Origin of the sequence: Pseudooceanicola profundi (genome assembly GCF_050897955.1) — a bacterium.
Taxonomy (GTDB): domain Bacteria; phylum Pseudomonadota; class Alphaproteobacteria; order Rhodobacterales; family Rhodobacteraceae; genus Pseudooceanicola.
This window is the reverse complement of sequence record NZ_JBPAXZ010000001.1, coordinates 2,130,773-2,153,898: the sequence shown is the minus strand read 5'-3', so window position 1 is coordinate 2,153,898 and position 23,126 is coordinate 2,130,773. Positions and strand designations below refer to the sequence as shown.

Sequence of the window (23,126 nt, the reverse complement as noted above, 5' to 3'; positions counted from 1 at the left end):
CACTGATTTAACCGTTTCGGCACCACAGTCGGCTCATGTCCCAGCCGCCCGACATCGACGACGCATTGCTGCCCCTGTTCGACCCTGAAGAAGCGGCGGAGGTGCCGCTGCCGAAGGGGCGTTTGCCCTCCTATATCTCCGGCCATCGGGCCCGCCTGCGCGACCGGCTTCTGCAGGGCGGGGCAGAGGCGATGCCGGATTACGAACTGCTGGAAATGGTTTTGTTCCGGGCCAATGCCCGACGTGACATGAAACCCCTGGCGCGGACCTTACTGGACCGGTTCGGCAATTTCAGCGCGGTGCTGACCGCATCGCCGGACAGGCTGATGCAGGTGCCGGATGTCGGCGCGGCCGTGGTCAGTGACCTGAAGTTGATCGAGGCTGCGGCGCAGCGTCTTGCCCGGTCCAAATTCATGAACAGGCCGGTGATTTCGTCCTGGGATGCGCTGGTCGACTATTGCCACATGGCGATGGCCCATCGGGAGACGGAGCAGTTCCGCATCCTCTTTCTGGACCGCAAAAACATACTGATTGCCGATGAGGAACAGGCCAAAGGTACGGTGGATCACGTTCCGGTCTATCCCCGGGAGGTGGTGAAACGCGCGCTGGAGGTGAATGCCTCTGCCCTCATCCTTGTGCATAACCATCCGTCCGGCGATCCGACGCCGTCGGACAGCGATATCGACATGACCCGTCAGATCGCTGCCGCAGCCGAGGTCATGGGAATCACGATCCACGATCATCTGATCATCGGCAAATCGCGGGAATTCAGTTTCCGGTCCAACGGCTTGCTCTGACAGCCTTTGCGGCTGCGGGGGGCGGGGGCGCAGGGGATGCCACGCAAGGGTCAGCGCTCCCGAAAGGCCATCTGGTCAGGCAAAAAGCCCTGCATATTCATCGCGAAGGGCTTTTTTCTGGACCTTGCCCATGGTGTTGCGGGGCAGTTCGGGGACGATGTAGACCGCCTTGGGCTGCTTGAACCTGGCCAGTTTTTCGGTCAGCGCGGCGGTCAGGGCCTCGGGCGTGGTCTCGCCCACGACGACGGCGACGACAGCTTCGCCAAAATCGGGATGGGGCACGCCGATCACAGCGCTTTCGGTGACGCCGGGAAGGTCATCGATGATTGCCTCGATCTCTTTCGGGTAGACGTTGAAGCCGCCGGAAATGATCAGATCTTTGCCGCGGCCAACAATCGTCACATAGCCCTCCGCATCGCGGGTGGCCAGGTCGCCGGTGATGAACCAGCCGTCCTCTTTCAGCTCTTCCGCGGTCTTTTCGGGCATCTGCCAGTAGCCCTGGAAGACGTTGGGCCCGCGCACCTCGATCACGCCGATCTCACCGTCGGTCAGCTCTTTGCCATCGCCCATGATGCGCAGCTCCACCCCGGGCAGGGGGAAGCCCACGGTGCCCATGCGGCGTTCGCCCTCATAGGGGTTGGAGGTGGACATGTTGGTTTCGGTCATGCCGTAGCGTTCCAGCACCCGGTGGCCGGTGCGGGCGAGCCATTTTTCATGCGTGTCCACCAGCATCGGTGCAGAACCGGAGGTGAAAAGCCGCATGTTCGCCGCCAGTTCCGGTGTGACGCGCGGGTCGGAGAGCAGCCGGGTGTAGAAGGTCGGAACGCCCATCAGCGCGGTGGCCCCGGGCATGGCGGCGATGATCGCCTCCGGGTCGAATTTGGGCAGGAAGACGGTGGAGGAGCCCGCGATCAGCGCCGTGTTGGTGGCGACGAAAAGACCGTGGGTATGGAAGATCGGCAGGGCATGGATCAGCACGTCATCGCGGGTGAAGCGCCAGTATTCGCGCAGCACCTCTGCGTTCGAGGCGAGGTTGCCATGGCTCAGCATCGCGCCTTTGGACCGGCCCGTCGTGCCGGAGGTGTAGAGGATCGCGGCGAGGTCCCACTCCGCCCGTTCGATGGCCTCGAACCCGGGGGTCTCGGGCAGGGCGTCGGTCAGCGTGCCCGTGCCATCGCCGGCGAGCGTCAGGACATGGCCCTGGCCGATCGCCGTGATGCCGGCCAGGCGCCCAGGATCGCAGACGACGATGCGGGGCGTGGCATCGGTCAGGAAATAGCCAAGTTCGGCATCGGTATAGGCGGTATTGAGCGGCAGGAAGATGCCCCCCGCCAATACGGTGCCAAGGTAGAGTTGGATCGCCTCTACGCTTTTGTCGACCTGGACGGCGACGCGGTCACCGGGTTCAAGGCCAAGCGCGGTCAGCGCCTTTGCCATACGTTCCGCGCCATCAAAGAGCGCGCCGTAGCTGACGGTGCTCAGACCGGGACGTTGCGCAAAAGGGTGATCCGGGGTCAGGACGGCATGGCGCGCCAGTTGAGCGCAGAGATGATTGGCTTCGTACATCAGGTCCTCCCGGGCAGTCGCTGGGGCATAAAGAGTGGGGCAGGCGGAAAATGCAAGTGCGGCTTGGCGATTGACCTGACCCCGGGGCAGGATATGGCTGGGTCTTCAAGCCGGGACGAAACTGATGCAGCCACTGCGTGGAATTATGTTCAAACTGGTGGCGGTGCTGTGCTTCATCGTCATGAGCTCGCTGGTCAAGGCGGCAGATGTGCCACCGGGACAGTCTGTCTTTTTCCGTTCGGTCTTTGCCCTGCCGGTGATCCTGGGCTGGCTGGCGATGCGGGGCGATTTGCGCACCGGACTGAAGGTACAGAACCCGATGTCGCATTTCTGGCGCGGCTTTGTCGGGACCTGCGCCATGGGGTCTATGTTTGCCGGTCTCACCTTTCTGCCGCTGCCAGAGGTGACGGCGCTTGGCTATGCCATGCCGCTGCTTGTTGTCGTCTTCGCCGCGATGTTCCTGAACGAGAAGGTGGGGATTTTCCGGATCGGGGCCGTCGCGCTTGGTTTGGTCGGGGTGTTGATCATCCTTGCGCCGCGCGTGACCTCGCTGGGGGGCGACACGATCAAGACGATGGAGGCGGTCGGTGCCATCATTGTCCTGCTGGGGGCGGTCTGCGGCGCGCTGGCGCAGATCTATATCCGCAAGATGGTGGCCAGCGAACAGGTCTCGGCCATTGTCTTCTGGTTCACCTGCACCTCTGCCGTGATGTCGCTGCTGACCTTGCCGTTTGGCTGGGTCATGCCGGATGCGGGCGCCTTTGTGATGCTGGTGGTGCTTGGCGTGGTTGGCGGGATCGGCCAGATCTGCCTGACCACGGCCTACCGTTACGCCGATGCGAGCCTGGTGGCGCCGTTCGACTATACCTCTATGCTGTTTGCCATCCTGATCGGCTATGTGTTCTTCTCCGAAGTGCCGACGATCCAGATGCTGCTTGGTGCGACGCTGATCATCGCGGCGGGGATTATCATTATCCTGCGTGAACGTCATCTGGGCCTGATGCGCGGCAAGGCGCGGCAGGTGAAAACGCCGCACGGCTAAGCGTCCGGGCTTTGGCGCGCCGCGAAAAATCGACCCGGATCGCCGTACGAACAAAATTGTGAGACGGAAATTTCTGTCCGTAACGTACAAGCTGTATGGCGCATCCGGCGCAGATCCGAACGGAACACCAAAATGAACAGATTTCTGAACGCGGCATTTGCCCTTCTTATTTTCGCAATTTGCCCGACAGGTGCCGTTGTGGCACAGCAGGCCACGGGGTCGGCAGGTCCCAAGGCGGTTGGCGTGCTGGCCCTCGGGTCCGAAGACGTGCCCTTTGCCGTGACCGTTCCGGGGCGGGCCGTTGCCTTTGAACAGGTGGATATCCGCCCGCGGGTCGCAGGGGTCATTGCCGAAATTCTGTATCAGCCCGGCCGACCGCTGGAGGTTGGCGATCCGTTGTTCCGGATTGACGGCGATACCTATGAGGCCGATCTGAAATCGGCGAATGCCGCGGTCGACGGGGCAGAGGCGGCCTATGATGCCGCGCGCAATGTCTTTGACAGGTACGAAAAGCTTCGCGGTACGACGATTACCGCCGAAACGCTGGAATCGGCGCGGGTTTCCGTGGCCCAGGCCGAGGCGGATCTGAGCGCGGCAGAGGCGTCGCGGGACATGGCGCGGCTCAATCTGGATCGCACGCTGATCACCAGCCCGATTCAGGGTCTGGCGGATTTTTCCACTGTCTCGGTCGGGGCGATCGTGACGGCCAACCAGACCGATGCCCTGACCACGGTGACCCGGATCGATCCGATCTATGTCGATATCGAACAATCCGCCCGCCGCATCCAGGAAACCCGCGACATGATCGCCGAAGGTACGGTGAAACAGGGAGAGTCGGTCGGGCTTTCGCTTCAGCTTGAGACCGGGCGGACCTACGAGAGAGAGGGCGAGTTCGTGTCGCCCGGCACAACCGTGTCCACAACGACCGGCACGACGTCCCTGCGGCTGAAGTTCTCAAACCCCGAGCGGCGGATTCTGCCCGGTCAGTTCCTGCGGGTCGAGGTCACCATCGGGTCGGTCAATGCGGTGCTGGTGCCGCAGCGCGCGACCTCCCGCACGGCCGACGGTGTGCTGACGGCTTTTGTGGCCGAAGGCGGCAAGGCGGTGAAACGGACGCTGACAGAGCAGGGCAACTATCAGAATGCCTGGATCGTGCGGGACGGTGTCTCGCCCGGAGATCTGCTGATTGTGGACGGGCTGACCAATCTGCGGGCAGGGGCCGATGTGACGCCGGTGCCGGTCACCATTTCCGAGGATGGTGTGGTGCGGGAGGTCGATGCCTCCGACACGGTGGACGACCAGAAGAAAGACGGCTGAGGCATGGGACAGTTCTTTATCGGACGCCCGGTTTTTGCCTGGGTGCTGTCCATCATGACCATGCTCGCCGGTGGCTGGGCACTGATCTCCATGCCGGTGTCGCAATATCCCGATATTGCGCCGACGACGATCCGGGTCTCGGCCACCTATACCGGGGCGACGGCGACGGCCGTGCAGAACTCCGTCACGCGGGTGATCGAGGAGGGGATGACCGGGATCGAGGGGCTGCTTTATATGGAAAGCTCCTCGTCCAAGGGCAGTGCACGTCTGACGCTGACCTTCGACGGGTCGGTCGATCCGATCGATGCGCAGAACGAGGTGCAGTCCAAGGTCAGCCGGGTCGAGGGGCAGCTGCCCTCCTCGGTCCAGCAACGGGGGGTGACCGTGTCGCGGTCGAACTCCTCTTTCCTGATGATCGGGGCGCTGGTGGACCCCTCGGGCAGCTATACGACGCTGCAGCTGGGCGATATCATGGACTCTCTGGTCGAGGGGCAGGTGGAGCGGACCGAGGGCGTCGGCGGGATCAATACCTTCGGGACCAGCTACGCGATGCGTATCTGGCTCGACCCGCTGTCGCTGGCGCGGTACCAATTGACGCCTTCGGATGTCGTCTCGGCGGTGGAGCGTCAGAACACGACGGTGTCGGTCGGGTCGCTTGGGGATCAGCCGACGATAACGGGTCAGCAGTTTACGGCGACCATCACGGCGCAGAGCCAGCTGACCTCTACCGAGGAATTCGAGCAGATTCTCTTAAAGACCGATGCGGACGGCGCGACCGTCCGGCTGGGCGATGTTGCCCGGGTTGAAATCGGGCAGGAGAGCTACGGGCGCGAGACGTTTTTCAGCGGCCAGCCCGCCGCCGGGTTCGGCGTGAACCTCGAAACCGGGGCCAATGCGGTGGATACGTCCAGACTGGTGCAGGAAACCCTGGAGCGGATCGAGCCGGCCTTGCCGGACGGGCTGGAATTCCGCATTCCCTACGACACCTCCCCCTTTGTCGAGCTGTCGATCGAGCAGGTGGAGCATACTCTGGTCGAAGCGGTGATCCTCGTTCTGATCGTGCTGATCGTTTTCCTGCAATCCTGGCGCGCGACGCTGATCCCGCTGATCACTGTGCCGGTGGTCCTGCTGGGCACGCTGGCGATGCTTTACGTGGCGGATTATTCGATCAACACGCTGACCATGTTTGCCATGGTGCTGGCGATCGGCCTGCTGGTGGATGACGCCATTGTGGTGGTCGAAAACGTCGAGCGACTGATGCATGACGAGGGTCTGCCCGCGCGGGAGGCGACGGCGAAAAGCATGGGGCAGATCACCTCTGCCCTCGTCGGCATCAACGTGGTTCTGGCGGCGGTTTTCCTGCCGATGGCGTTCTTTCCGGGCTCAACCGGCGTGATTTACCGGCAGTTTTCGCTGACCATGGTCACCGCCATGGCGCTGTCGCTGCTGATCGCGCTGATCCTGTCGCCGCCGATGTCGGCGCGGTTGTTGAAGCAATCATCCGGGCCCACGCGGTTTGCTCCGGCGCGCTGGTTCAACGCTGCGCTGGACGGGTTTACCGGCTTTTACGCTGCGGTGGTCGGACGGTCGGTGAAATGGCCCGCGATTATGGTGGTGGTTCTGGCGATGATCGGGTTTGGCGCCTACACGACGCTTGGCCGGATCACATCGTCATTCATCCCCACCGAAGATCAGGGCACGCTGATGACGATCATCACGCTGGATGACGGGGCGACATCCCAGCAGACGCGCGAGGTCATGGAACAGGTGAACCGCTACCTGCTGGAGGACGAATCCGAAGCGGTTGCGGCAACCTTCGGCAACCTCGGTTTCTCTTTCGGGGGCAGCGGGCAGAACCGGGCGATCCTCTTCGTCAAGCTGCAGGATTTCGAGGCGCGGGCGGGCAATCCGGAGCTTGCCGCCTCTGCCATTGCTGCGCGGGCCAATCGCAAGTTCTCCTCCATCCGGGCGGGACGGGTGTTTGTGATGCAGCCGCCGGCGATCCGGGGGCTGGGAAATACCGGCGGCTTCTCCTTCTACCTTGTCGATCAGGGGGCGCGCGGGGTGGAGGCGTTGCAGGAGGCCGCGAAACAGCTGGAAGAGCGCGCGGCGCAGGTGCCGGAGCTGACCAATGTCCGCGTCGATGGCACCGATACCCAGAGCGCGCTGCGCATGGATATCGACCAGCAGAAGATGGAGAGCCTGGGCCTGTCGCTGTCAGAGGTGAACGCCATGCTCTCCGTTGTCTTTGCGGGCAGCGAAGTGAACGATTTTGTGCTGGGCGACAGCCTGCGTCCGGTGATCGTGCAGGCGGCGGCAGAGTACCGGATGCAGCCCGACGATATCTTTGACTGGTTTGCGCGCAACAGTGCCGGAGAGATGGTGCCGTTTTCGTCCTTCATCACCACCCGGTGGGAGCCGGTGGCGCCAACGCTGCAGCGGTATGAGGCGACGGCGGCGATTGAGGTTTCGGGATCGGCTGCGGCGAATGTTAGCACCGGCACGGCGATGAATCTGATGCAGGATCTGGTGGCGGAGCTGGACGGCGGCTACGGGCTGGCCTGGACGGGGCTGTCCTATCAGGAACAGCAATCCGGGTCGCAGGCGCCGTTCCTTTATGCCATCTCGGTGCTGGTGGTCTTCCTCGCCCTCGCGGCGCTTTACGAAAGCTGGACAATTCCCTTTGCGGTGATGCTGTCGGTGCCGGTGGGCGTTCTGGGGGCGCTGGTGGCGGCCTGGTGGTTCGGGCAGGCGAATGACGTCTATTTCAAGGTGGGCATGCTGACGACCATCGGTCTCGCGGCGCGGAACGCCATCCTGATCGTGGAATTTGCCGAAAGCCTGCGGGCAGAGGGGAAATCCATCGCGGAGGCGGCGGTCATGGCGGCACGGCTGCGTCTCCGTCCGATCCTGATGACGGCGCTCGCCTTCATTCTGGGGGTGCTGCCTCTGGCGACGGCCTCGGGTGCCGGGGCGGGGGCGCAGAATGCCATCGGGATCGGGGTGATCGGCGGGATGATCTTCTCGACCTTCCTCGGGATCTTCATGGTGCCGGGGCTTTACGTGCTGATCATGCGGATCTTCCGCCGGCGCGGCACGGCGTGACCTAGGCGGCGCGGTCGGTCAGCTGGGCCCAGCCATATTCGGCAGCGAGCCATGCCCGGCGCAGCGGTCCCAGCGGGAAGCGTTTCGGCAGTGCGCTGAAGGCGGCGGGCAGGGGCGCGCGCGGGCTGCGGTCGGCGGCGAGGTCGGCAAGGATCATGCCAAGGTAGCTGCCCATGGCGACCCCGTTGCCATGATAGCCAAAGGCGGCAAAGGCGCCGGGCATGCCGGGGATCGGGCCGCAATAGGGGGTCAGGTTCGCCGTCAGGCAGACCATGCCGGACCAGGTCGAGGGCGTCTCGATCCCGCGCCAGGCCGGGAAGGCGCGGTCGAAATCGCGGCGGACATGCAGGGCGACGCGGGCGTCATTGGCGGCAGAGGTGATCAGCCCGCCGCGCTGGCCGAAGACCATGCAATTGTCGGGCGTCAGGTGGAAGTAATGCAGCAGGCGGCGGTCTTCGTACGCCATCTGCCTTGTGGTCCAGCCCTGCGCCTGCAGTTCTTCGTCGGTCATTGGCCGGGTGGCGATGACAGAGCTTTGTGCGGGCAGGGTGCGGGCGCGGACCCAGCTGGGGATATCCTCTGACGTGTAGCCATTGGTGGCGAGGATCAGGCGGTCTGCCTCTACGGTCGCATTGGGCGTGGTCAGGGTGAAGGTGCCGCCGCTCTGTTCGATCCGTGTAACGGGGCTTTCGGCATGGACGGTGACACCGGCGCCCTGCGCGGCACGCAGCAGGCCCGAGGCGTATTTGCGGGGATGCAGGGAAAAGCCCAGCGGCACCGACAGGGCGCCATGCCAGTGCCCGGCCATGCCATTGGCGGCCATTTCGTCGCCTGCGATGACCCTGGGTGTCGTGTCGTAATCCTTCGCGAATTCCTCTGCCAGCGCGGGCAGGGACGCGGCCATGGCGGGGGAATGGGCAACGATTGCCTCCCCGTGGTCCTGCCGGTCGGCGTCTATGCCAAGGCGGTCGAGCAGGGTGGAGACATGGTCGATCGCGGCTTTCTCAGCTCGTCTCACATCCTTCGGATCGCCGTATCGGGCCAGCTGCCGGTCGGTGGCGCGCGACCCGCCAAGGCAGCAGAAGCCGCCGTTGCGGCCAGAGGCGCCGAAGCCCGGGAAGGCGGCGTCCAATAGCGTGACGACCTCCCCGTCCTCCGCCAGATGCAGCGCTGCGTTGAGGCCGGTGTAGCCGCCGCCGATCACCGCGACACGGGTGCGGATCCGGCCCTCCGCCGGCGGGGCCGTCAGGATCGCGTCCGGGACGGCGCGGGCCCAGTGGCAGGCGTCGATGGGCCCGCGGGAATAGGCAAAGGCCCCGTAGATGCGCTTCATGTCCGGTCTGCGGCCCGTTCTTCCTTCGCCCGCTGCACGGCGGCGCGTTTGGAGATGAGGGAGGCCGCGATCACGCCCACCGTCACGATTCCGATCATGATGGTCGAGAGCGCGTTGATCTCCGGCGAGACGCCGAGGCGGACGGCGGAGAAGATCTTCATCGGCAGGGTGGTCGAGGACGGACCCGCGGTGAACGATGCGATCACCAGATCGTCCAGCGACAGGGTAAAGGCCAAGAGCCAGCCGGAGATAACGGCGGGCGCGATGATCGGCAGGGTGACAAGGCGGAACGTTTCCCACGGGGTGGCGCCGAGGTCGAGCGCGGCCTCCTCCAGCGAGGCATCGAAGGCCACGAGGCGGGAGGTGACGACGACATTGACATAACACATGGCAAAGGTCGTATGCGCCAGAACTATGGTCAGCACGCCCCGGTCGAGGTTGATGCCGATGAAAAGCAGAAGCAGCGACAGGCCAAGGATCACGTCGGGCATCACCAGCGGCGCATAGACCATGCCGGAAAAGAGCGTCCGGCCCGGGAAGCGGTGGATGCGGACCAGCACATAGGCCGCGCAGGTACCAAGGATGGTGGCGAGGGTGGAGGTCATCACTGCCACCTTCAGCGTGACCACTGCGGCGTCGAGGAAGGCCTCGTTCCGCATCAGCTCGCCATACCATTTGGGGGAAAACCCGGCCCAGACCGTCACGAGCTTTGACTCGTTGAAGGAATAGATCACGAGGATGATCATCGGCAGGTAGAGAAAGGCAAAGCCCAGCGTCAGGGAGACGACATTGAAGCGGGAGAGCTTGGTCATGCGGCGTCTCCGGTCGCGGCCCAGCGAGGGTGGGTGCAGGGGGCCAGCGGGTAATCGGGATGGGTGAGATCACCCATGCTACGGGTTACCATACTCCGGCTCGACGCTGGTGTAGGATGGGTGATTTCACCCATCCGGAAATCGCCCCGGTTCATCCTTCGGCCTCCCGCTGTTTCTGTTCGTTGCGCTGGAAGAGCACGATGGGGATGATCAGGATCAGCAGCAGGATCACCGCCACGGCGGAGGCCACGGGCCAGTCGCGGTTGGAGAAGAACTCCTCGTACAGCACCTTGCCGATCATCAGCGTCTGCGATCCGCCCAGCAGCGAGGGGATGACGAACTCCCCGATGGCCGGGATGAAAACGAGGAAACAGCCCGCGATCACGCCCTGTTTCGACAGTGGCACGGTGACCAGCCAGAAGGCGGAGGTGCGCGAACAGCCCAGATCCTCCGCCGCTTCCAGAAGGGAGCCGTCGAGCTTTTCGAGGGCCGCATAGATCGGCAGGATCATGAAGGGCAGGTAGGTATAAACGATGCCGATATAGACGGCGATGTCGGTGTTGAGGATGATCAGCGGCTGGTCGATCACGCCGAGCCAGAGCAGGAAGGTGTTTAGCAGGCCGCTCTGGCTGAGGATCCCCATCCAGGCATAGACCCGGATCAGGAAGCTGGTCCAGAAGGGCAGGATCACCAGCATCATCAGCGTCGCGCGCCATTCCTCCGGCGCCCGGGCCATGCCGTAGGCGACCGGGAATCCGACGAGCAGGGTCAGGAAAGTGGAGATCACCGCGATCTTAAGCGAGGAGAGATAGGCCTTCCAGTAGAGGCTGTCGGAGGCGAGGAAAGTGAAATTCTCGAAGTCCAGTTCCTGGAAGAACTCTTTTATCCCGGTCCAGCCTGCGGAGAGGTCGAGCTGCGGGAAATAGGGCGGGCGGGCCAGCGCCACGTCCGAGAGCGAGATCTTCACCACGATCAGGAAGGGGATCAGGAAGAGCAGCAGCAGCCAGACATAGGGAATGGCGATCAAGATCAGACGGCGCATGAGGGGACCTCCTGATCTGACAGGCGAGTGGGGAGCAGCTTCGATGCAAGATGTGCAAGAATAGAGAAAGCAGCTTCGATTTTGACATTGGCACGGGCGACCAGCCCGGGCCGCGCCCGACCCTCCCCCCGGGAGGGCGCATTGGTGATGTCATTCTCCAAAAAAACGTCGTCCAATGCTTTTGAGATAAATCGCAGACCACAAGCGTCGCGGTGCGCCCTCCCAGGGTCGGGCGCGGCCCTCCGTTCTGACGAACCACGCGAAGGGCGGCGGACAAAGATAGCGTTTGCTCGCGCGCTCATTGATCCAGCACCACGGCGGCGCTGTCGGACCAGCTGATCCAGACCTTGTCTTCCCAGGTGAAGGGACGGCGGGAGATGCGGCGGGTGTTGGCCTGCTGGGCCTTGATCACATGGCCGGTCGGCAGCTTGACGTGATAGGTGGAGATATTGCCGAGATAGGCGATATCCAGGATCTCGCCCTCCAGCACATTGGCGCCCTGCGGCCGTTCGGCCGAGATCGCGACCTTTTCCGGCCGGATCGCCAGGTGGCAGGTCTGGCCCATGCCGAAATTCTTGTCGGTGGTGGCAAAAAGCGCGGGCTGACCTTCGGCCCAGTCGATCTGGAGCTTGTCGCCGGTCTGGTGCGCCTTGCCTTCGATGATGTTCACATCGCCGATGAAGTCGGCGACATAGACGGAATTGGGCGCCTCGTAGATACGGTCGGGCGTGGCGACCTGCATCAGCTTGCCCTCGTCCATCACCGCCACGCGGGAGGCGACGGTCATCGCCTCTTCCTGGTCATGGGTGACGATGACGAAGGTGGTGCCGGTCTTTTCCTGAATATCCATCAGTTCGAACTGCGTCTCTTCGCGCAGTTTGCGGTCCAGCGCGCCAAGCGGTTCGTCGAGCAGCAGAAGTTTCGGTGCCTTGGCGAGCGACCGGGCAAGCGCCACGCGCTGACGCTGACCGCCGGAGATCTGGTGCGGTTTGCGGCGGGCGAATTTCTCCAGCCGCACGAGTTTCAGCATTTCGGAGACGCGGGTCTCGATCGTGCCTTTGTCCTTGCCCTCGCGCTTCAGCCCGAAGGCGATGTTTTCCCAGACAGAAAGATGCGGGAAAAGTGCGTAGCTCTGGAACATCATGTTGACTGCGCGCTGGTTGGGCGGCACGGGCGCGATGTCCTGACCGGCCAGTTCGATGACGCCGGAGCTCGGCGTCTCAAACCCCGCCAGCATCCGCATCAGCGTGGTCTTGCCACAGCCCGAGGGGCCCAGCAGGGCAAAAAATTCGCGGGTGTAGATGTCGAGGTCTATGCCGTCGATGGCCGTAAAATCACCGAATTGCTTGGTGACGTTCTTGAACCGGATCAGAGGTTTCTCGTCCGGATCGTCCCAGGGGGCAAAGATTTTTTGGGGCATGGGGCCTCGGGAAATGAATTGGCCCGCACCGGGGATGGTGCGGGCCGGTCTTTGGATCAGGTGCCGGACTTGATCTTGGTCCAGGTCCGGGTCAGGGCCCGTTGTTCCTTCGCGTCGAAGGGGGTCACCGTGTAGAGGTTCTCCAGCGTGGCCTCATCGGGGTAGATGGCGGTATCGCCGATCACGTCCTCGTTAAGGAATTCCTGCGACGCCTTGTTGCCGTTGGCGTAGTACACATAGTTCGACGCGGCGGCCATGTTCTGGGCGTCCATGATGAAGTTCAGGAACTTGTGTGCGCCTTCGGGGTTCGGGGCATCGACAGGGATTGCCATCTGGTCGAACCACATCAGCGCGCCTTCGGACGGAATATTGTAGGCGATCTCGATCCCGTTGTCCGCCTCGGCTGCCCGGTCCCGCGCGATCAGCACGTCGCCGGACCAGCCCAGAACGGCGCAGATATCGCCATTGGGCAGCGCGTTGACATATTCGGAAGAGTGGAACTTCTGAACGTAGGGACGGATTGCAGCGATGACTTCTTCCGCTTTTGCCAGCGCCTCTTCGCTGTGATCATCCGGACCACCTTCCCAGCCGGCATAGGTCAGCGCGGCGGGAATGATTTCGGTCGGGGCGTCAAGCAGATGAATGCCGCAAGCCGAGAGTTTTTCGGCGTTGGCGGGATCAAAGAGCAGCGCGAGTGAGTTGATCGGAGCATCTTCGCCAAGGATTTCGGTCACCTTGCCGACGTTCACGCCGATGCCGGTCGATCCCCACATGTAGTTGATCGAATACTCCCCGCCCGGATCGTAGACATCGGTCCGTTCCTGGATCACGTCCCACATGTTTTCCAGGTTGGTCAGCTTGGATTTGTCCAGCGGCTGGAAGGATCCGGCCATGATCTGGCGCTGCAGGAAGGTGCCGGTGGGCACGACGACATCGTAGCCGGAGCCGCCAGCGAGCATCTTGGTCTCCAGCAGTTCGTTGCTGTCGAACACATCGTAGATCAGGTCGATGCCCGTCTCTTCCTCGAACTTCGTCAGAAGTTCTTCGTCGATGTAATCCGACCAGTTATAGACGTGCACCTCCTCGGCCATGGCGGCGGATGCGCCAAGGGCCAGGACGGCGGTAAGCGTTGTGAGTGACTTGGTCATTATGGTCTCCCGTTGGACGTCTGTAGGTAGCGTCCTCGGGGAGTGATCCAAGCAACAAATTGCATGCGTTGCAATATGGTCATTTGGCTTTCACGGGCGTAGCGTCGCGCCAGATCCGACTTTGGGAGAATTTCATGCAGCCGATCACCAACCACATGCCCACGGCCGAGCTTCAGGCGCTGGATGCCGCGCATCACATGCATCCGTTTTCGACCCAGACAGATATCGCCTCCAAGGGCGCGCGGATCATCACCGGGGCGGATGGCGTCTGGCTGCGCGACAGCGAGGGGGAGCGGATCCTCGATGCGATGGCGGGGCTCTGGTGCGTCAATGTCGGCTACGGGCGGGACGAGCTGGCCGAAGCCGCGGCGCGGCAGATGCGGGAGCTGCCCTATTACAACACCTTCTTCATGACCTCGCATGTGCCGGTTATCGCCTTGTCCGCAAAGCTGGCAGAGCTGGCGCCGGGTGATCTGAACCACGTCTTCTTTGCCGGATCGGGGTCAGAGGCAAACGATACCAATCTGCGGATGGTGCGCACCTATTGGGCGGAGAAGGGCAAGCCGTCGAAGCAGATCGTGATCTCCCGCTGGAATGCCTATCACGGGTCATCGGTCGGGTCCGGCTCGCTGGGGGGTATGAAAGGGATACACGGGCAGGGCGGCATGCCGATCCCGGGCATCGAACATATCGACCAGCCGCATTGGTGGGCGGAGGGTGGCGACATGTCCCCCGAGGAGTTCGGGCTGGAGCGCGCGCGCCAGCTGGAGGCCAAGATCGACGAGCTGGGCGAAGATAACGTTGCGGCATTTATCGCCGAGCCGGTGCAGGGCGCGGGCGGGGTGATCGTGGCGCCGGAGACCTACTGGCCGGAGGTCATGCGCATCTGCCGGGAGCGGAACATCCTTTTCATCGCGGATGAGGTGATCTGCGGGTTCGGCCGGACGGGTCAGTGGTTCGGGTCGCAGACCCTGGATCTGAAGCCGGACATCATGACGATCGCCAAGGGGCTGTCTTCGGGCTATCAGCCGATCGGCGGGTCGATCGTGTCGGACGAGGTTGCGGCGGTGATCGGGGCCTGCGAGTTCAACCACGGCTATACCTATTCTGGCCACCCGGTGGCCTGCGCCGTCGCATTGGAGAACCTGCGGATCCTCGAAGAGGAAAAGATCGTCGACCGCGTGCGGGAGGAAACGGCGCCCTACCTCAAGGAGAAGTTCGAGAGCCTGACCGACCATCCGATGGTGGGTGAGGCCAAGATCGTGGGCATGATGGGCTCCATCGCGCTGACGCCGGACAAATCCGCGCGCGCGCCCTTTGCGGCGGATGCCGGGACGGTCGGCTACATGGTGCGGGAGCGGTGTTTCAAGAACAACCTGATCATGCGGCATGTCTATGACCGGATGATCATCTCTCCGCCGCTGGTGATCTCCAAATCCGAGATCGACACGCTGATCGCGCGCGCCTGGCAGTCGCTGGACGAAGGCATGGCGGCCGTGAAGGATGCGGGGCTGTGGCAGGCTGGGTGATATTGCTCCGCCGTGGCGTCCGTGGATGGTCATCGCTGCCCGGCCTTGCCGCCGGGCGGGACATATGACCGGCGTCAATCCAATGTGATGACTTGGCTGGGCTGGCGTTGGGCTGATACCCGCGTCAGGGACAGATAGAATACCGGAGAGAACATTGCCCGATACCACCCTGCTGATCGAACTGCTTGTTTTCGTCGCCATCATCGGTGCCTTTGCCGGGGTGCTGGCGGGGTTGTTGGGGGTCGGTGGCGGCATTGTCCTCGTGCCGGCCTTCTTCTTTACCTTCCAGATGATGGGCTATGACGGGCCGCAGCTGATGCAGGTCTGTCTTGCGACCTCGCTGTCGACGATCATCGTGACCTCTGTCCGATCCGTGCTGAGCCATAACCGCAAGGGGGCGGTCGACTGGGACATTCTGAAAGGCTGGGCGCCGGGGATCGTCATCGGATCGGCCATCGGGGTGGTGGCTGCCGCCTCGCTCCGGTCGCTGGCGCTGCAGGTCATCTTTGGCGTGCTGGCGCTGGTCATCGGGCTTTATATGGCCTTCGGCAAAAGCGACTGGCGGCTGGCGGAGGAGATGCCGCAGGGGCCCAAGAAATACCTCTATTCCCCGGCGGTCGGCTTCCTGTCGGTGCTGATGGGGATTGGCGGCGGCAGTTTCGGTGTGCCGATGATGAGCCTGCATAACGTGCCGATCCACCGGGCCGTCGCGACCGCCGCCGGGTTCGGCGTGCTGATCGCCGTGCCGTCTGCCATCGGGTTCCTGCTGCTGGATATCGGGGAGGCCTCGCGCCCGCCCTTCAGCGTGGGCGCGGTGAATATCCCGGCGTTTTTCGTCGTGATCGCGATGACCCTGCTGACCGCGCCGCTGGGGGTCAGGCTGGCCCATGCGCTGGATCCGAAGCCGCTGAAGCGGGTGTTCGGGGGGTTCCTGATCCTTGTTGCGCTGAATATGCTGCGGAAGGCGTATCTCGGATAAGGCGGGGTCAGGCCGCGACCTGATCCGCCAGCCCGTGCAGCATGGTCAGGCACTGGTCCAACTGGTCCAGTGCGATGAATTCGTCGGGTTTGTGCGCCTGCGCGATGGAGCCGGGGCCGCAGATCACCGCCGACATGCCCAGCTGCTGGAAAAGCCCGGCCTCTGTCCCGAAGGACACCAGATCGGTGCCATTTGCGCCGGTCAGCCGGGCGACGAGGTCACGGGCGGCATTGTCGTCCATCGGCTCCAGCCCGGCGACCTCTCCGATGATATCGGTCACGATATCGGCCTGCGGATGGGTGCGGCGCATCTCCGGCAGGAGGGTGTTGGCCACGTAATCCTCGATATCGGTGCGGACGAAGGTCCGGTCGCTCTCCTGCACCGGACGCATTTCCCAGTCGACCTCGGCCCGGCCGGGGATGACGTTGTGGACGTGACCGCCGTGCAGACGGCCGAGGTTGATCGTGGTCCAGGGCGGCTCGAACGCCGATCCGGGCGGGGCGCGGTGTTTCAGGCTCTCGCGCAGCTCCAGCAGGCGGGACATGTAGCGTACGGCATATTCGACCGCGTTGACGCCCAGTTCGGGGCGGGATCCGTGCCCCTCCAGCCCGGTGAATCGGGTGGTATATTCGCAGCAGCCCTTATGCCCCTCGATGATGCGCATCATCGTCGGTTCGCCGATGATGGCGAGGGTCGGGCGCGCCTCCCGATCTGCCAGCAGGGTCTGGAGGTTGCGGGCGCCGAGGCAGCCGGTTTCCTCGTCATAGGTGAAAGCCATATGGACGGGGCGACGCAGATCGCCGGTCAGGCGGGGGGCGATGGCGACACAGGCAGCGATGAAGCCCTTCATGTCGCAGGTGCCGCGGCCGAATAGATTGCCGTCGCGTTCGATCATCTCGAACGGGTCGGAGTTCCAGGCCTGATCCTCTACCGGCACTACGTCGGAATGGCCCGACAGCAGGATGCCGCCCGGCGCGTCGGGGCCGAACCGGGCCAGCAGGTTGGCTTTGGTGCCGCTGTCTTCCCACTGGATTTCCACCGCCGCGCCCAGATCGCCGAGGCGGTTGGCGAGATGGCCGATCATCTCCACATTGCCGTCGGCAGAGATGGTGGGAAAGGCGATGAGGTCCTTCAGAATGTCCTTTGTCGTGCTGAGGTCGGTCATTTCTTGACGAACATCTCGCGCGGGCGGTCACAGAAGCATTCGGCGGGGCCGTCTTCGGTGATGCGGATCGACTCGGTGATTTCCAGCCCCCAGTTGGCCATCCAGAGGCCGGGCATGAAGTGGAAGGTCATATTGGGCTCAAGGATCGTCTCGTCTTCGGACCGCAGAGAAATGGTGCGTTCGCCCCAGTCCGGCGGGTAGCTGAGCCCGATCGGATAGCCGCAACGGGCGCCACGGGTGATCCCCGCGGCCTCCAGCGGTGCGGCGAGGGCATTGGCGACGTCGCAGGCGCGGTTGCCGGCGCGGGCGATCTCCAGCCCGGCCTCCAGCCCTTCGACCAGCGCGGCCTCGGCATGTTTGAAGAGGTCGGGCGGTTCGCCGAGGAAGACGGTGCGGCAGAAAGGAATGTGGTAGCGGCGGTAGCAGCCTGCGATCTCGAAAAAGGTCGCCTCCCCTTCGGCAAAGGGGCGGCCGTCCCATGTCAGGTGCGGGGCAGCGGCGTCAGACCCGGAAGGCAGCAGCGGCACGATGGCGGCGTAATCGCCCCAGGCATCGTCCACGCCCAGAACGGCGTCGCGCATGATCTCGGCCACGACATGGTTTTTTGGCACGCCGGGCTCGACCCGCTCCAGCCAGCCATCGACGATCTTTTCGGAGATCCGGGCGGCCTTGCGCATGAACCCCAGCTCCTCGTCGGATTTCACGGTGCGGCACCAGTTCACCACCGCCGTGCCGTCAAGGAAGGTCGCGTCGGGCAGTTCATGGGTCAGGACCGCATGGGCCTTGGCGGAGTAATAGTAATTCTCCATCTCCACCCCGATCCGGGCGGTCGCCACGCCCATGGCGCGCAGCTGGGCGGCCAGTTCCTCCATCGGGTGGCGTTCCGTCGACTGGACGAAATGGTCGGCGTAGCCATAGGCGCGGCTGTCCTCCATCCAGACCGTGCGGATGGCGCCGTTGCGGTCCTGGCTGCGGCCCCACCACCAGGGATCGCGGTCGAGAAAAACGACAACCCCCTGATGCACATAGAAAGACCAGCCGTCATAGCCGGTCAGCCAGGACATGTTCGACGGGTCGGTCACGCAGAGCACCTCGATCCCCTTGGCCTCCATCGCGGCGCGCGTCTTGGCCAGGCGGCGCTGATATTCCTCGGGCGAAAAGGGGATGTTCTTGGAGATCATTCAAGGACCTGTGGGCTGGGTGATTTGCATTCCGGACCCAGGATGTGTTTTACCGTGGTCCTGAAACAAGCGAACCACGTCCCGCGCCCGATAGCAAATCCGGGTGCGACACGACTCAGCCCGGAGGCGCCATTTGCATCCGGCGTGCCTGTCATATGGTCTGGAAAGAATGTGACTTTTGGCAAGTGCGGACTAATTGGTCAGTCAATCGCCGTTTTTGGTCGCGAATTGAGCAAAAATGGCCGCCTTCCGGTTGCAAGGCCAGCGTTGCGGAGTCTTTATTGGGGGCAGAACAGCGGCAAAAGCCGCGACAAGACAACGGGGAGCCTCTTTTGGCTGATGTGACAAACGATGCGTTCGTCGAGTTCGAGCGCGTGCAGAAAAGCTATGACGGTGAGACACTTGTCGTCAAAGACCTGAACCTGTCCCTGCCGAAGGGTGAATTTCTGACCATGCTGGGACCCTCGGGGTCCGGGAAGACCACCTGCCTGATGATGCTCGCGGGGTTCGAGACCGCAACACATGGCGAGATCAAGCTGGATGGCAGGCCCATCAACAACATCCCGCCGCATAAACGCGGGATCGGCATGGTGTTCCAGAACTATGCCCTGTTCCCGCATATGACCGTGGCCGAAAACCTTGCCTTTCCGCTGGAAGTGCGGCGGATGGGCAAGTCGGACCGCGAGGCGAAGGTGAAACGCGCGCTCGACATGGTGCAGATGGGGGCCTTTGGTGGCCGTCGCCCTGCGCAGTTGTCGGGCGGTCAGCAGCAGCGGATCGCGCTGGCCCGCGCGCTCGTGTTCGAGCCGGAGCTGGTGCTGATGGACGAACCGCTGGGCGCGCTCGACAAGCAGCTGCGTGAGCATATGCAGTTCGAGATCACGAGCCTTGCCCATAACCTAGGCATCACGACGGTTTACGTGACCCATGACCAGACCGAGGCGCTGACCATGTCGGACCGCGTGGCCGTGTTCGACGATGGCCGCATCCAGCAGTTGGCGCCGCCGGATGAGCTTTATGAAAGCCCGCAGAACAGTTTCGTGGCGCAGTTCATCGGCGAGAACAACACAATGGAAGGCACGGTCAAATCGATCGAGGGCGGTCTGTGCACGGTCCAACTGGACGGTGGCGAGATGATCGACGCCAAGGCGGTGAACGTGTCCAAACCCGGTGACCGGACCAAGGTATCGATCCGGCCGGAACGTGTGGAATACAACAAGGACCGTCTGGCCGAGGGCGCGCATACGCTCAAGGCCACGGTGCGCGAGTTCATCTATATGGGCGACATCTTCCGCACGCGGCTACAGGTCGCGGGCAAGGACGATTTCGTCATCAAGACGCGGAACGCGCCCGACCAGGTGCGGCTGAAGCCCGGGCAGGAGATCGAGATCGGCTGGCTGCCGACCGACTGCCACGCGCTGGACGCGTAAATCGAGTTTCGGCGTGTCACAACGCCGATCACAGTAGCCTGCCCGTCCGACCCGTGGCGCAAGGCTAACCAAACCCGAAAACGGGGTAATCAGGGAGACCAGTACCTATGAAACTGACCAAAACCCTTCTGGCTACGACGGCTCTGACCGTTGCAGCTGGCGCGGCTTTTGCTGAAAGCCACATGGCAAGCGACATGACGCTTGTGTCCTGGGGCGGCGCCTATCAGGCCTCGCAGCAGAAAGCCTATGTCGAGCCCTATCAGGAGATGAATAGCGGCGTGAATATCGTTTGGGATGAATCCTCGTCCGAAGCGGTGGCCAAGTTGCGTGCTCAGAACGAAGCCGACAACATCACCTGGGATCTTGTCGATGTGGAGGCCGCTGACGCGATTCGCCTGTGCGATGAAGGTCTGGCGATGGAAATCGACGCGGACGAGGCTCTTGCCGCGGCACCCGATGGGACATCGGCTTCGGATGACTTTGGCGACATGCTTGTCAGCGATTGCTTCATCCCGCAGATCGTCTTTTCCACGACCTTCGGGTATCGCACCGATATGGTTCCCGAAGGCACCGAGCCGCCGACCGGCGCCTGCGATGTCTTCGATCTGGAGAAATATCCGGGCAAGCGCGCGCTGAACAAACAGCCGATCGCCAACATGGAATGGGCGCTGCTGTGTGACGGCGTGGCCTATGAAGACGTCTATGACGTTCTGGAAACCGAAGAAGGTCAGGCACAGGCATTTGCCAAGCTCGACACGATCAAGGACCAGACCATCTGGTGGTCCGCATCGGCCGAGCCGCCGCAGCTGCTGGCTGATGGCGAGATCTTCATGGGGTCCGCCTATAACGGTCGTCTGTTCTCTGCCATCGTTGAGCAGAACCAGCCGATCGGAATGGCCTGGGACTGGCAGATGTTCGATCTGGACGGCTGGGTTATCCCGACCGGTCTGAGCGACGAGCGTCTGGCACGTGTCATGGACTTTGTGAGTTTTGCAACGGACACGCAGCGTCTGGCCGATCAGGCGAAATATATTTCCTACGGCCCGGCGCGTGCGTCCTCCGCACCGCTGGTCAGCACGCATGCTGAGCTGGGGATTGAAATGGCGCCGCATATGCCCACCGATCCCAACAATGCGGAAAACACCTTTGTGAATAACTACAATTGGTGGGCGGACTATCGCGACGATCTGGACGCAAAATTCCAGGCGTGGCTTGGTCAGTAATCTGGCCGAGATGGATGGGTGGGAACCACCCATCCTACGCATATGACACAGGGGTGGACGGGGTCCGTCCACCCTTCTCCGGGCAGCCGGGGCAAACGTAGGATGGGTGGTTCCCACCCATCACTACATAACAATCGGGGACGACCACATGCCGAAAGGCTACATCATCGGCCATATCACGGTAAAAGACCCTGAGGCCTACAAAGAGTATGTGGAGCGGGACACGCCCATCCTCGAAGGCTATGGCGGGCGGTTTGTCGTTCGCGGCGGAGCGTCGGAGGCGCCCGAAGGTCCTGTCAAAGATCGGCACGTGGTCATCGAGTTCCCCAGTTTCGAGGACGCCAAAAGCGCCTATCATTCCCCCGAATATCAAGAGGTGGTGCAGATCCGTCTCGCCACCGCCGAAAGTGACATAATCCTCGTGGAGGGTGTCTGAAATGACCGATCAAATCGCCGGATCCGGGCAAACTCCTGACGCGGCCAGACGGTCCGATGCTGCCCATACCGGACCTATGCTGTCCGCGGATGGTACGCCACTGAAGAAATCGCTGGGACGGGCGCTGCGGCGGCAAAAACTTCGGGCGCTGATGCTGATCGCGCCGCTGCTGATTTTCGTGATGGTGACCTTTGTGATCCCGATCGGCGACATGCTGTTGCGCTCGGTCAAAAACGATATCGTAGCCGATACCCTTTCGGAGACGGTGCTCGCGCTGGCCGACTGGAATGAAGAGGGGAGCGAGCTGCCGGGCGATGATGTCTGGATCGCCTTCTACACAGACATGTGGTTCGCCAGCGAGAAAAAGGAACACACCCGTCTCGGCACCCGGCTGAATTACGAGCTGACAGGAATGTCGTCGCTATTCCGCAAGACCGGGCGAAGTGTCGACCGGTTCGATACGGACATCTATACCGATCAGTTTGTCGCGCTCGATCCAGTCTGGGAGGCCCCCAAGACCTGGGCTGCAGTGGTCAGCGGCGATGCTGGTGACGCGCTCCCTCTGACGCAGCGATCCTGGGCGCGATATGTCGATCTTATCGAGGAAGAGGGCGACGACCTGAACAAGGAGGGTGTCCCGGACCTAATGTTCGCCGTGCTCTGGCACGAGCTGGCCAACGGGGCTGATGTTTCGGGTGGGGATGCCCTTCTGAAAGCCGCGGCCTCAGCGGCGCCCGGTTTTGAATCCGTGGAGCTACAGGCACAGTTTGCGGATGCCGACGAGGACTGGGAAAACCTCGATGTATGGAAGACGATTCAGCTTTATTCGCCGCGCGTGACTTCGGGCTATTTTGTCAATTCAGTCGACCGCCAGCTGACGCCGGATGGCATCGAGCTCCGGCCGGAAAACCAGCAGATTTACGGCACGCTTTTCAAACGTACCCTGTTCATGTCGCTGGTCATAACCGGGTCCTGTATCCTGCTGGCCTATCCGGTCGCCTGGCTGCTGTCTAACCTGCCGATGCGGCAGGCGAACCTGCTAATGATCCTTGTGCTGTTGCCTTTCTGGACGTCGCTGCTTGTACGGACCTCAGCCTGGAAGGTCATGCTGCAGCAGCAGGGCGTGGTCAATGACGTGCTGGTCTGGCTGGGGCTCGTGTCCGACAGCGGCCGCCTTGTCATGATCAACAACCAGTTCGGCACGATCGTGGCGATGACGCATATCCTGCTGCCCTTCATGATCCTGCCGATGTATTCGGTGATGCAGACGATCCCGCCCAGCTACCTGCGGGCGGCCAAGTCGCTGGGGGCGACCAATTGGACCGCCTTCTGGCGGGTCTATTTCCCGCAATCGGTTCCGGGCATCGGGGCGGGGTCGATCCTCGTCTTCATCCTGGCCATCGGTTACTACATCACGCCGGAGATCGTGGGCGGCAACACCGGCACGTTCATCTCCAACCGGATTGCCTATCACATCTCGTCCTCGCTCAACTGGGGGCTGGCGGCGGCGCTGGGAACAATCCTGCTGGCGGTCGTGCTGATCCTCTACTGGGCCTATGACAAGATCGTGGGCATCGACAACGTGAAGCTGGGGTGACCGA

Annotated in this window: 18 protein-coding genes; 10 read left to right on the top strand and 8 right to left on the bottom strand. The window is 62.7% G+C overall.

The genetic code is table 11. The annotated features are described in order from the left end of the window. Positions 1-35: 35 nt before the first annotated feature. Positions 36-797, top strand: coding sequence for a RadC family protein (gene radC, locus ACRARG_RS10800; protein ID WP_432690015.1), 762 nt, complete (start codon positions 36-38; stop codon positions 795-797). Positions 798-872: 75 nt separating this feature from the next. Here the strand turns inward: radC and ACRARG_RS10795 are convergent, their stop codons facing one another. Further along, positions 873-2,363, bottom strand: a complete 1,491-nt coding sequence (locus tag ACRARG_RS10795) for a malonate--CoA ligase (protein ID WP_432690014.1) — start codon at positions 2,361-2,363, stop codon at positions 873-875. Positions 2,364-2,487: 124 nt separating this feature from the next. Here ACRARG_RS10795 and ACRARG_RS10790 point away from each other — a divergent pair, with 124 nt between their 5' ends. The 3 genes from ACRARG_RS10790 to ACRARG_RS10780 all read left to right on the top strand — a co-directional run bounded on the left by ACRARG_RS10790 (position 2,488) and on the right by ACRARG_RS10780 (position 7,827). After that, positions 2,488-3,405, top strand: a complete 918-nt coding sequence (locus tag ACRARG_RS10790) for a DMT family transporter (RefSeq protein ID WP_432690013.1) — start codon at positions 2,488-2,490, stop codon at positions 3,403-3,405. Between the two features lie 132 nt (positions 3,406-3,537). Continuing rightward, positions 3,538-4,722 carry an efflux RND transporter periplasmic adaptor subunit gene (locus ACRARG_RS10785; RefSeq protein WP_432690012.1) on the top strand — a complete coding sequence of 395 codons (1,185 nt, stop codon included), beginning with the start codon at positions 3,538-3,540 and terminating at the stop codon, positions 4,720-4,722. A gap of 3 nt (positions 4,723-4,725) precedes the next feature. Continuing rightward, entirely contained in the window at positions 4,726-7,827 is a 3,102-nt protein-coding gene (locus ACRARG_RS10780; RefSeq protein ID WP_432690011.1) for an efflux RND transporter permease subunit, read from the top strand. 1 nt (position 7,828) lies between these two features. On the opposite strand, the gene ACRARG_RS10775 is transcribed toward ACRARG_RS10780, so the two are convergent. The 5 genes from ACRARG_RS10775 to ACRARG_RS10755 all read right to left on the bottom strand — a co-directional run bounded on the left by ACRARG_RS10775 (position 7,829) and on the right by ACRARG_RS10755 (position 13,582). Beyond that, positions 7,829-9,160, bottom strand: coding sequence for an NAD(P)/FAD-dependent oxidoreductase (locus ACRARG_RS10775; protein ID WP_432690010.1), 1,332 nt, complete (start codon positions 9,158-9,160; stop codon positions 7,829-7,831). Beyond that, positions 9,157-9,972: an ABC transporter permease gene (locus ACRARG_RS10770; protein ID WP_432690009.1), complete on the bottom strand. Its 816-nt coding sequence runs from the start codon at positions 9,970-9,972 to the stop codon at positions 9,157-9,159. The genes ACRARG_RS10775 and ACRARG_RS10770 overlap by 4 nt, the downstream gene beginning before the upstream one ends. Before the next feature lie 151 nt (positions 9,973-10,123). Next, positions 10,124-11,014 carry an ABC transporter permease subunit gene (locus tag ACRARG_RS10765; RefSeq protein WP_432690008.1) on the bottom strand — a complete coding sequence of 297 codons (891 nt, stop codon included), beginning with the start codon at positions 11,012-11,014 and terminating at the stop codon, positions 10,124-10,126. 298 nt (positions 11,015-11,312) lie between these two features. Continuing rightward, on the bottom strand, positions 11,313-12,434 hold the full coding sequence (locus ACRARG_RS10760) for an ABC transporter ATP-binding protein (RefSeq protein WP_432690007.1): 1,122 nt from the start codon (positions 12,432-12,434) through the stop codon (positions 11,313-11,315). 56 nt (positions 12,435-12,490) lie between these two features. Further along, complete coding sequence (locus ACRARG_RS10755) at positions 12,491-13,582, bottom strand: polyamine ABC transporter substrate-binding protein (RefSeq protein WP_432690006.1); 1,092 nt, start codon at positions 13,580-13,582, stop codon at positions 12,491-12,493. Between the two features lie 134 nt (positions 13,583-13,716). Between ACRARG_RS10755 and ACRARG_RS10750 the strand changes: the two genes are divergently transcribed. Next, a complete protein-coding gene (locus ACRARG_RS10750) occupies positions 13,717-15,111 on the top strand; it encodes an aspartate aminotransferase family protein (RefSeq protein ID WP_432690005.1) in 1,395 nt (464 codons plus the stop codon). Positions 15,112-15,265: 154 nt separating this feature from the next. Beyond that, positions 15,266-16,090, top strand: a complete 825-nt coding sequence (locus tag ACRARG_RS10745; RefSeq protein WP_432690004.1) for a sulfite exporter TauE/SafE family protein — start codon at positions 15,266-15,268, stop codon at positions 16,088-16,090. Positions 16,091-16,097: 7 nt separating this feature from the next. Here the strand turns inward: ACRARG_RS10745 and argE are convergent, their stop codons facing one another. Together argE and ACRARG_RS10735 are read right to left on the bottom strand one after the other, a co-directional pair. Beyond that, on the bottom strand, positions 16,098-17,255 hold the full coding sequence (argE, locus tag ACRARG_RS10740) for an acetylornithine deacetylase (RefSeq protein ID WP_432690003.1): 1,158 nt from the start codon (positions 17,253-17,255) through the stop codon (positions 16,098-16,100). Further along, positions 17,252-18,436 carry a M24 family metallopeptidase gene (locus tag ACRARG_RS10735; RefSeq protein WP_432690002.1) on the bottom strand — a complete coding sequence of 395 codons (1,185 nt, stop codon included), beginning with the start codon at positions 18,434-18,436 and terminating at the stop codon, positions 17,252-17,254. Before ACRARG_RS10735 ends, argE begins: the two co-directional genes overlap by 4 nt. A 332-nt stretch (positions 18,437-18,768) precedes the next feature. Between ACRARG_RS10735 and ACRARG_RS10730 the strand changes: the two genes are divergently transcribed. The 4 genes from ACRARG_RS10730 (at position 18,769) to ACRARG_RS10715 (ending at position 23,122) form a co-directional block, all read left to right on the top strand. Then, positions 18,769-19,866 (top strand): ABC transporter ATP-binding protein, encoded by a 1,098-nt coding sequence (locus tag ACRARG_RS10730; protein ID WP_432690001.1) that lies wholly within the window; start codon positions 18,769-18,771, stop codon positions 19,864-19,866. A 107-nt stretch (positions 19,867-19,973) separates the two neighbouring features. After that, positions 19,974-21,089, top strand: coding sequence for an extracellular solute-binding protein (locus ACRARG_RS10725; RefSeq protein WP_432690000.1), 1,116 nt, complete (start codon positions 19,974-19,976; stop codon positions 21,087-21,089). A gap of 148 nt (positions 21,090-21,237) precedes the next feature. Further along, complete coding sequence (locus ACRARG_RS10720) at positions 21,238-21,525, top strand: DUF1330 domain-containing protein (protein WP_432689999.1); 288 nt, start codon at positions 21,238-21,240, stop codon at positions 21,523-21,525. 1 nt (position 21,526) lies between these two features. Then, a complete protein-coding gene (locus ACRARG_RS10715) occupies positions 21,527-23,122 on the top strand; it encodes an ABC transporter permease (protein ID WP_432689998.1) in 1,596 nt (531 codons plus the stop codon). Positions 23,123-23,126 lie beyond the last annotated feature (4 nt).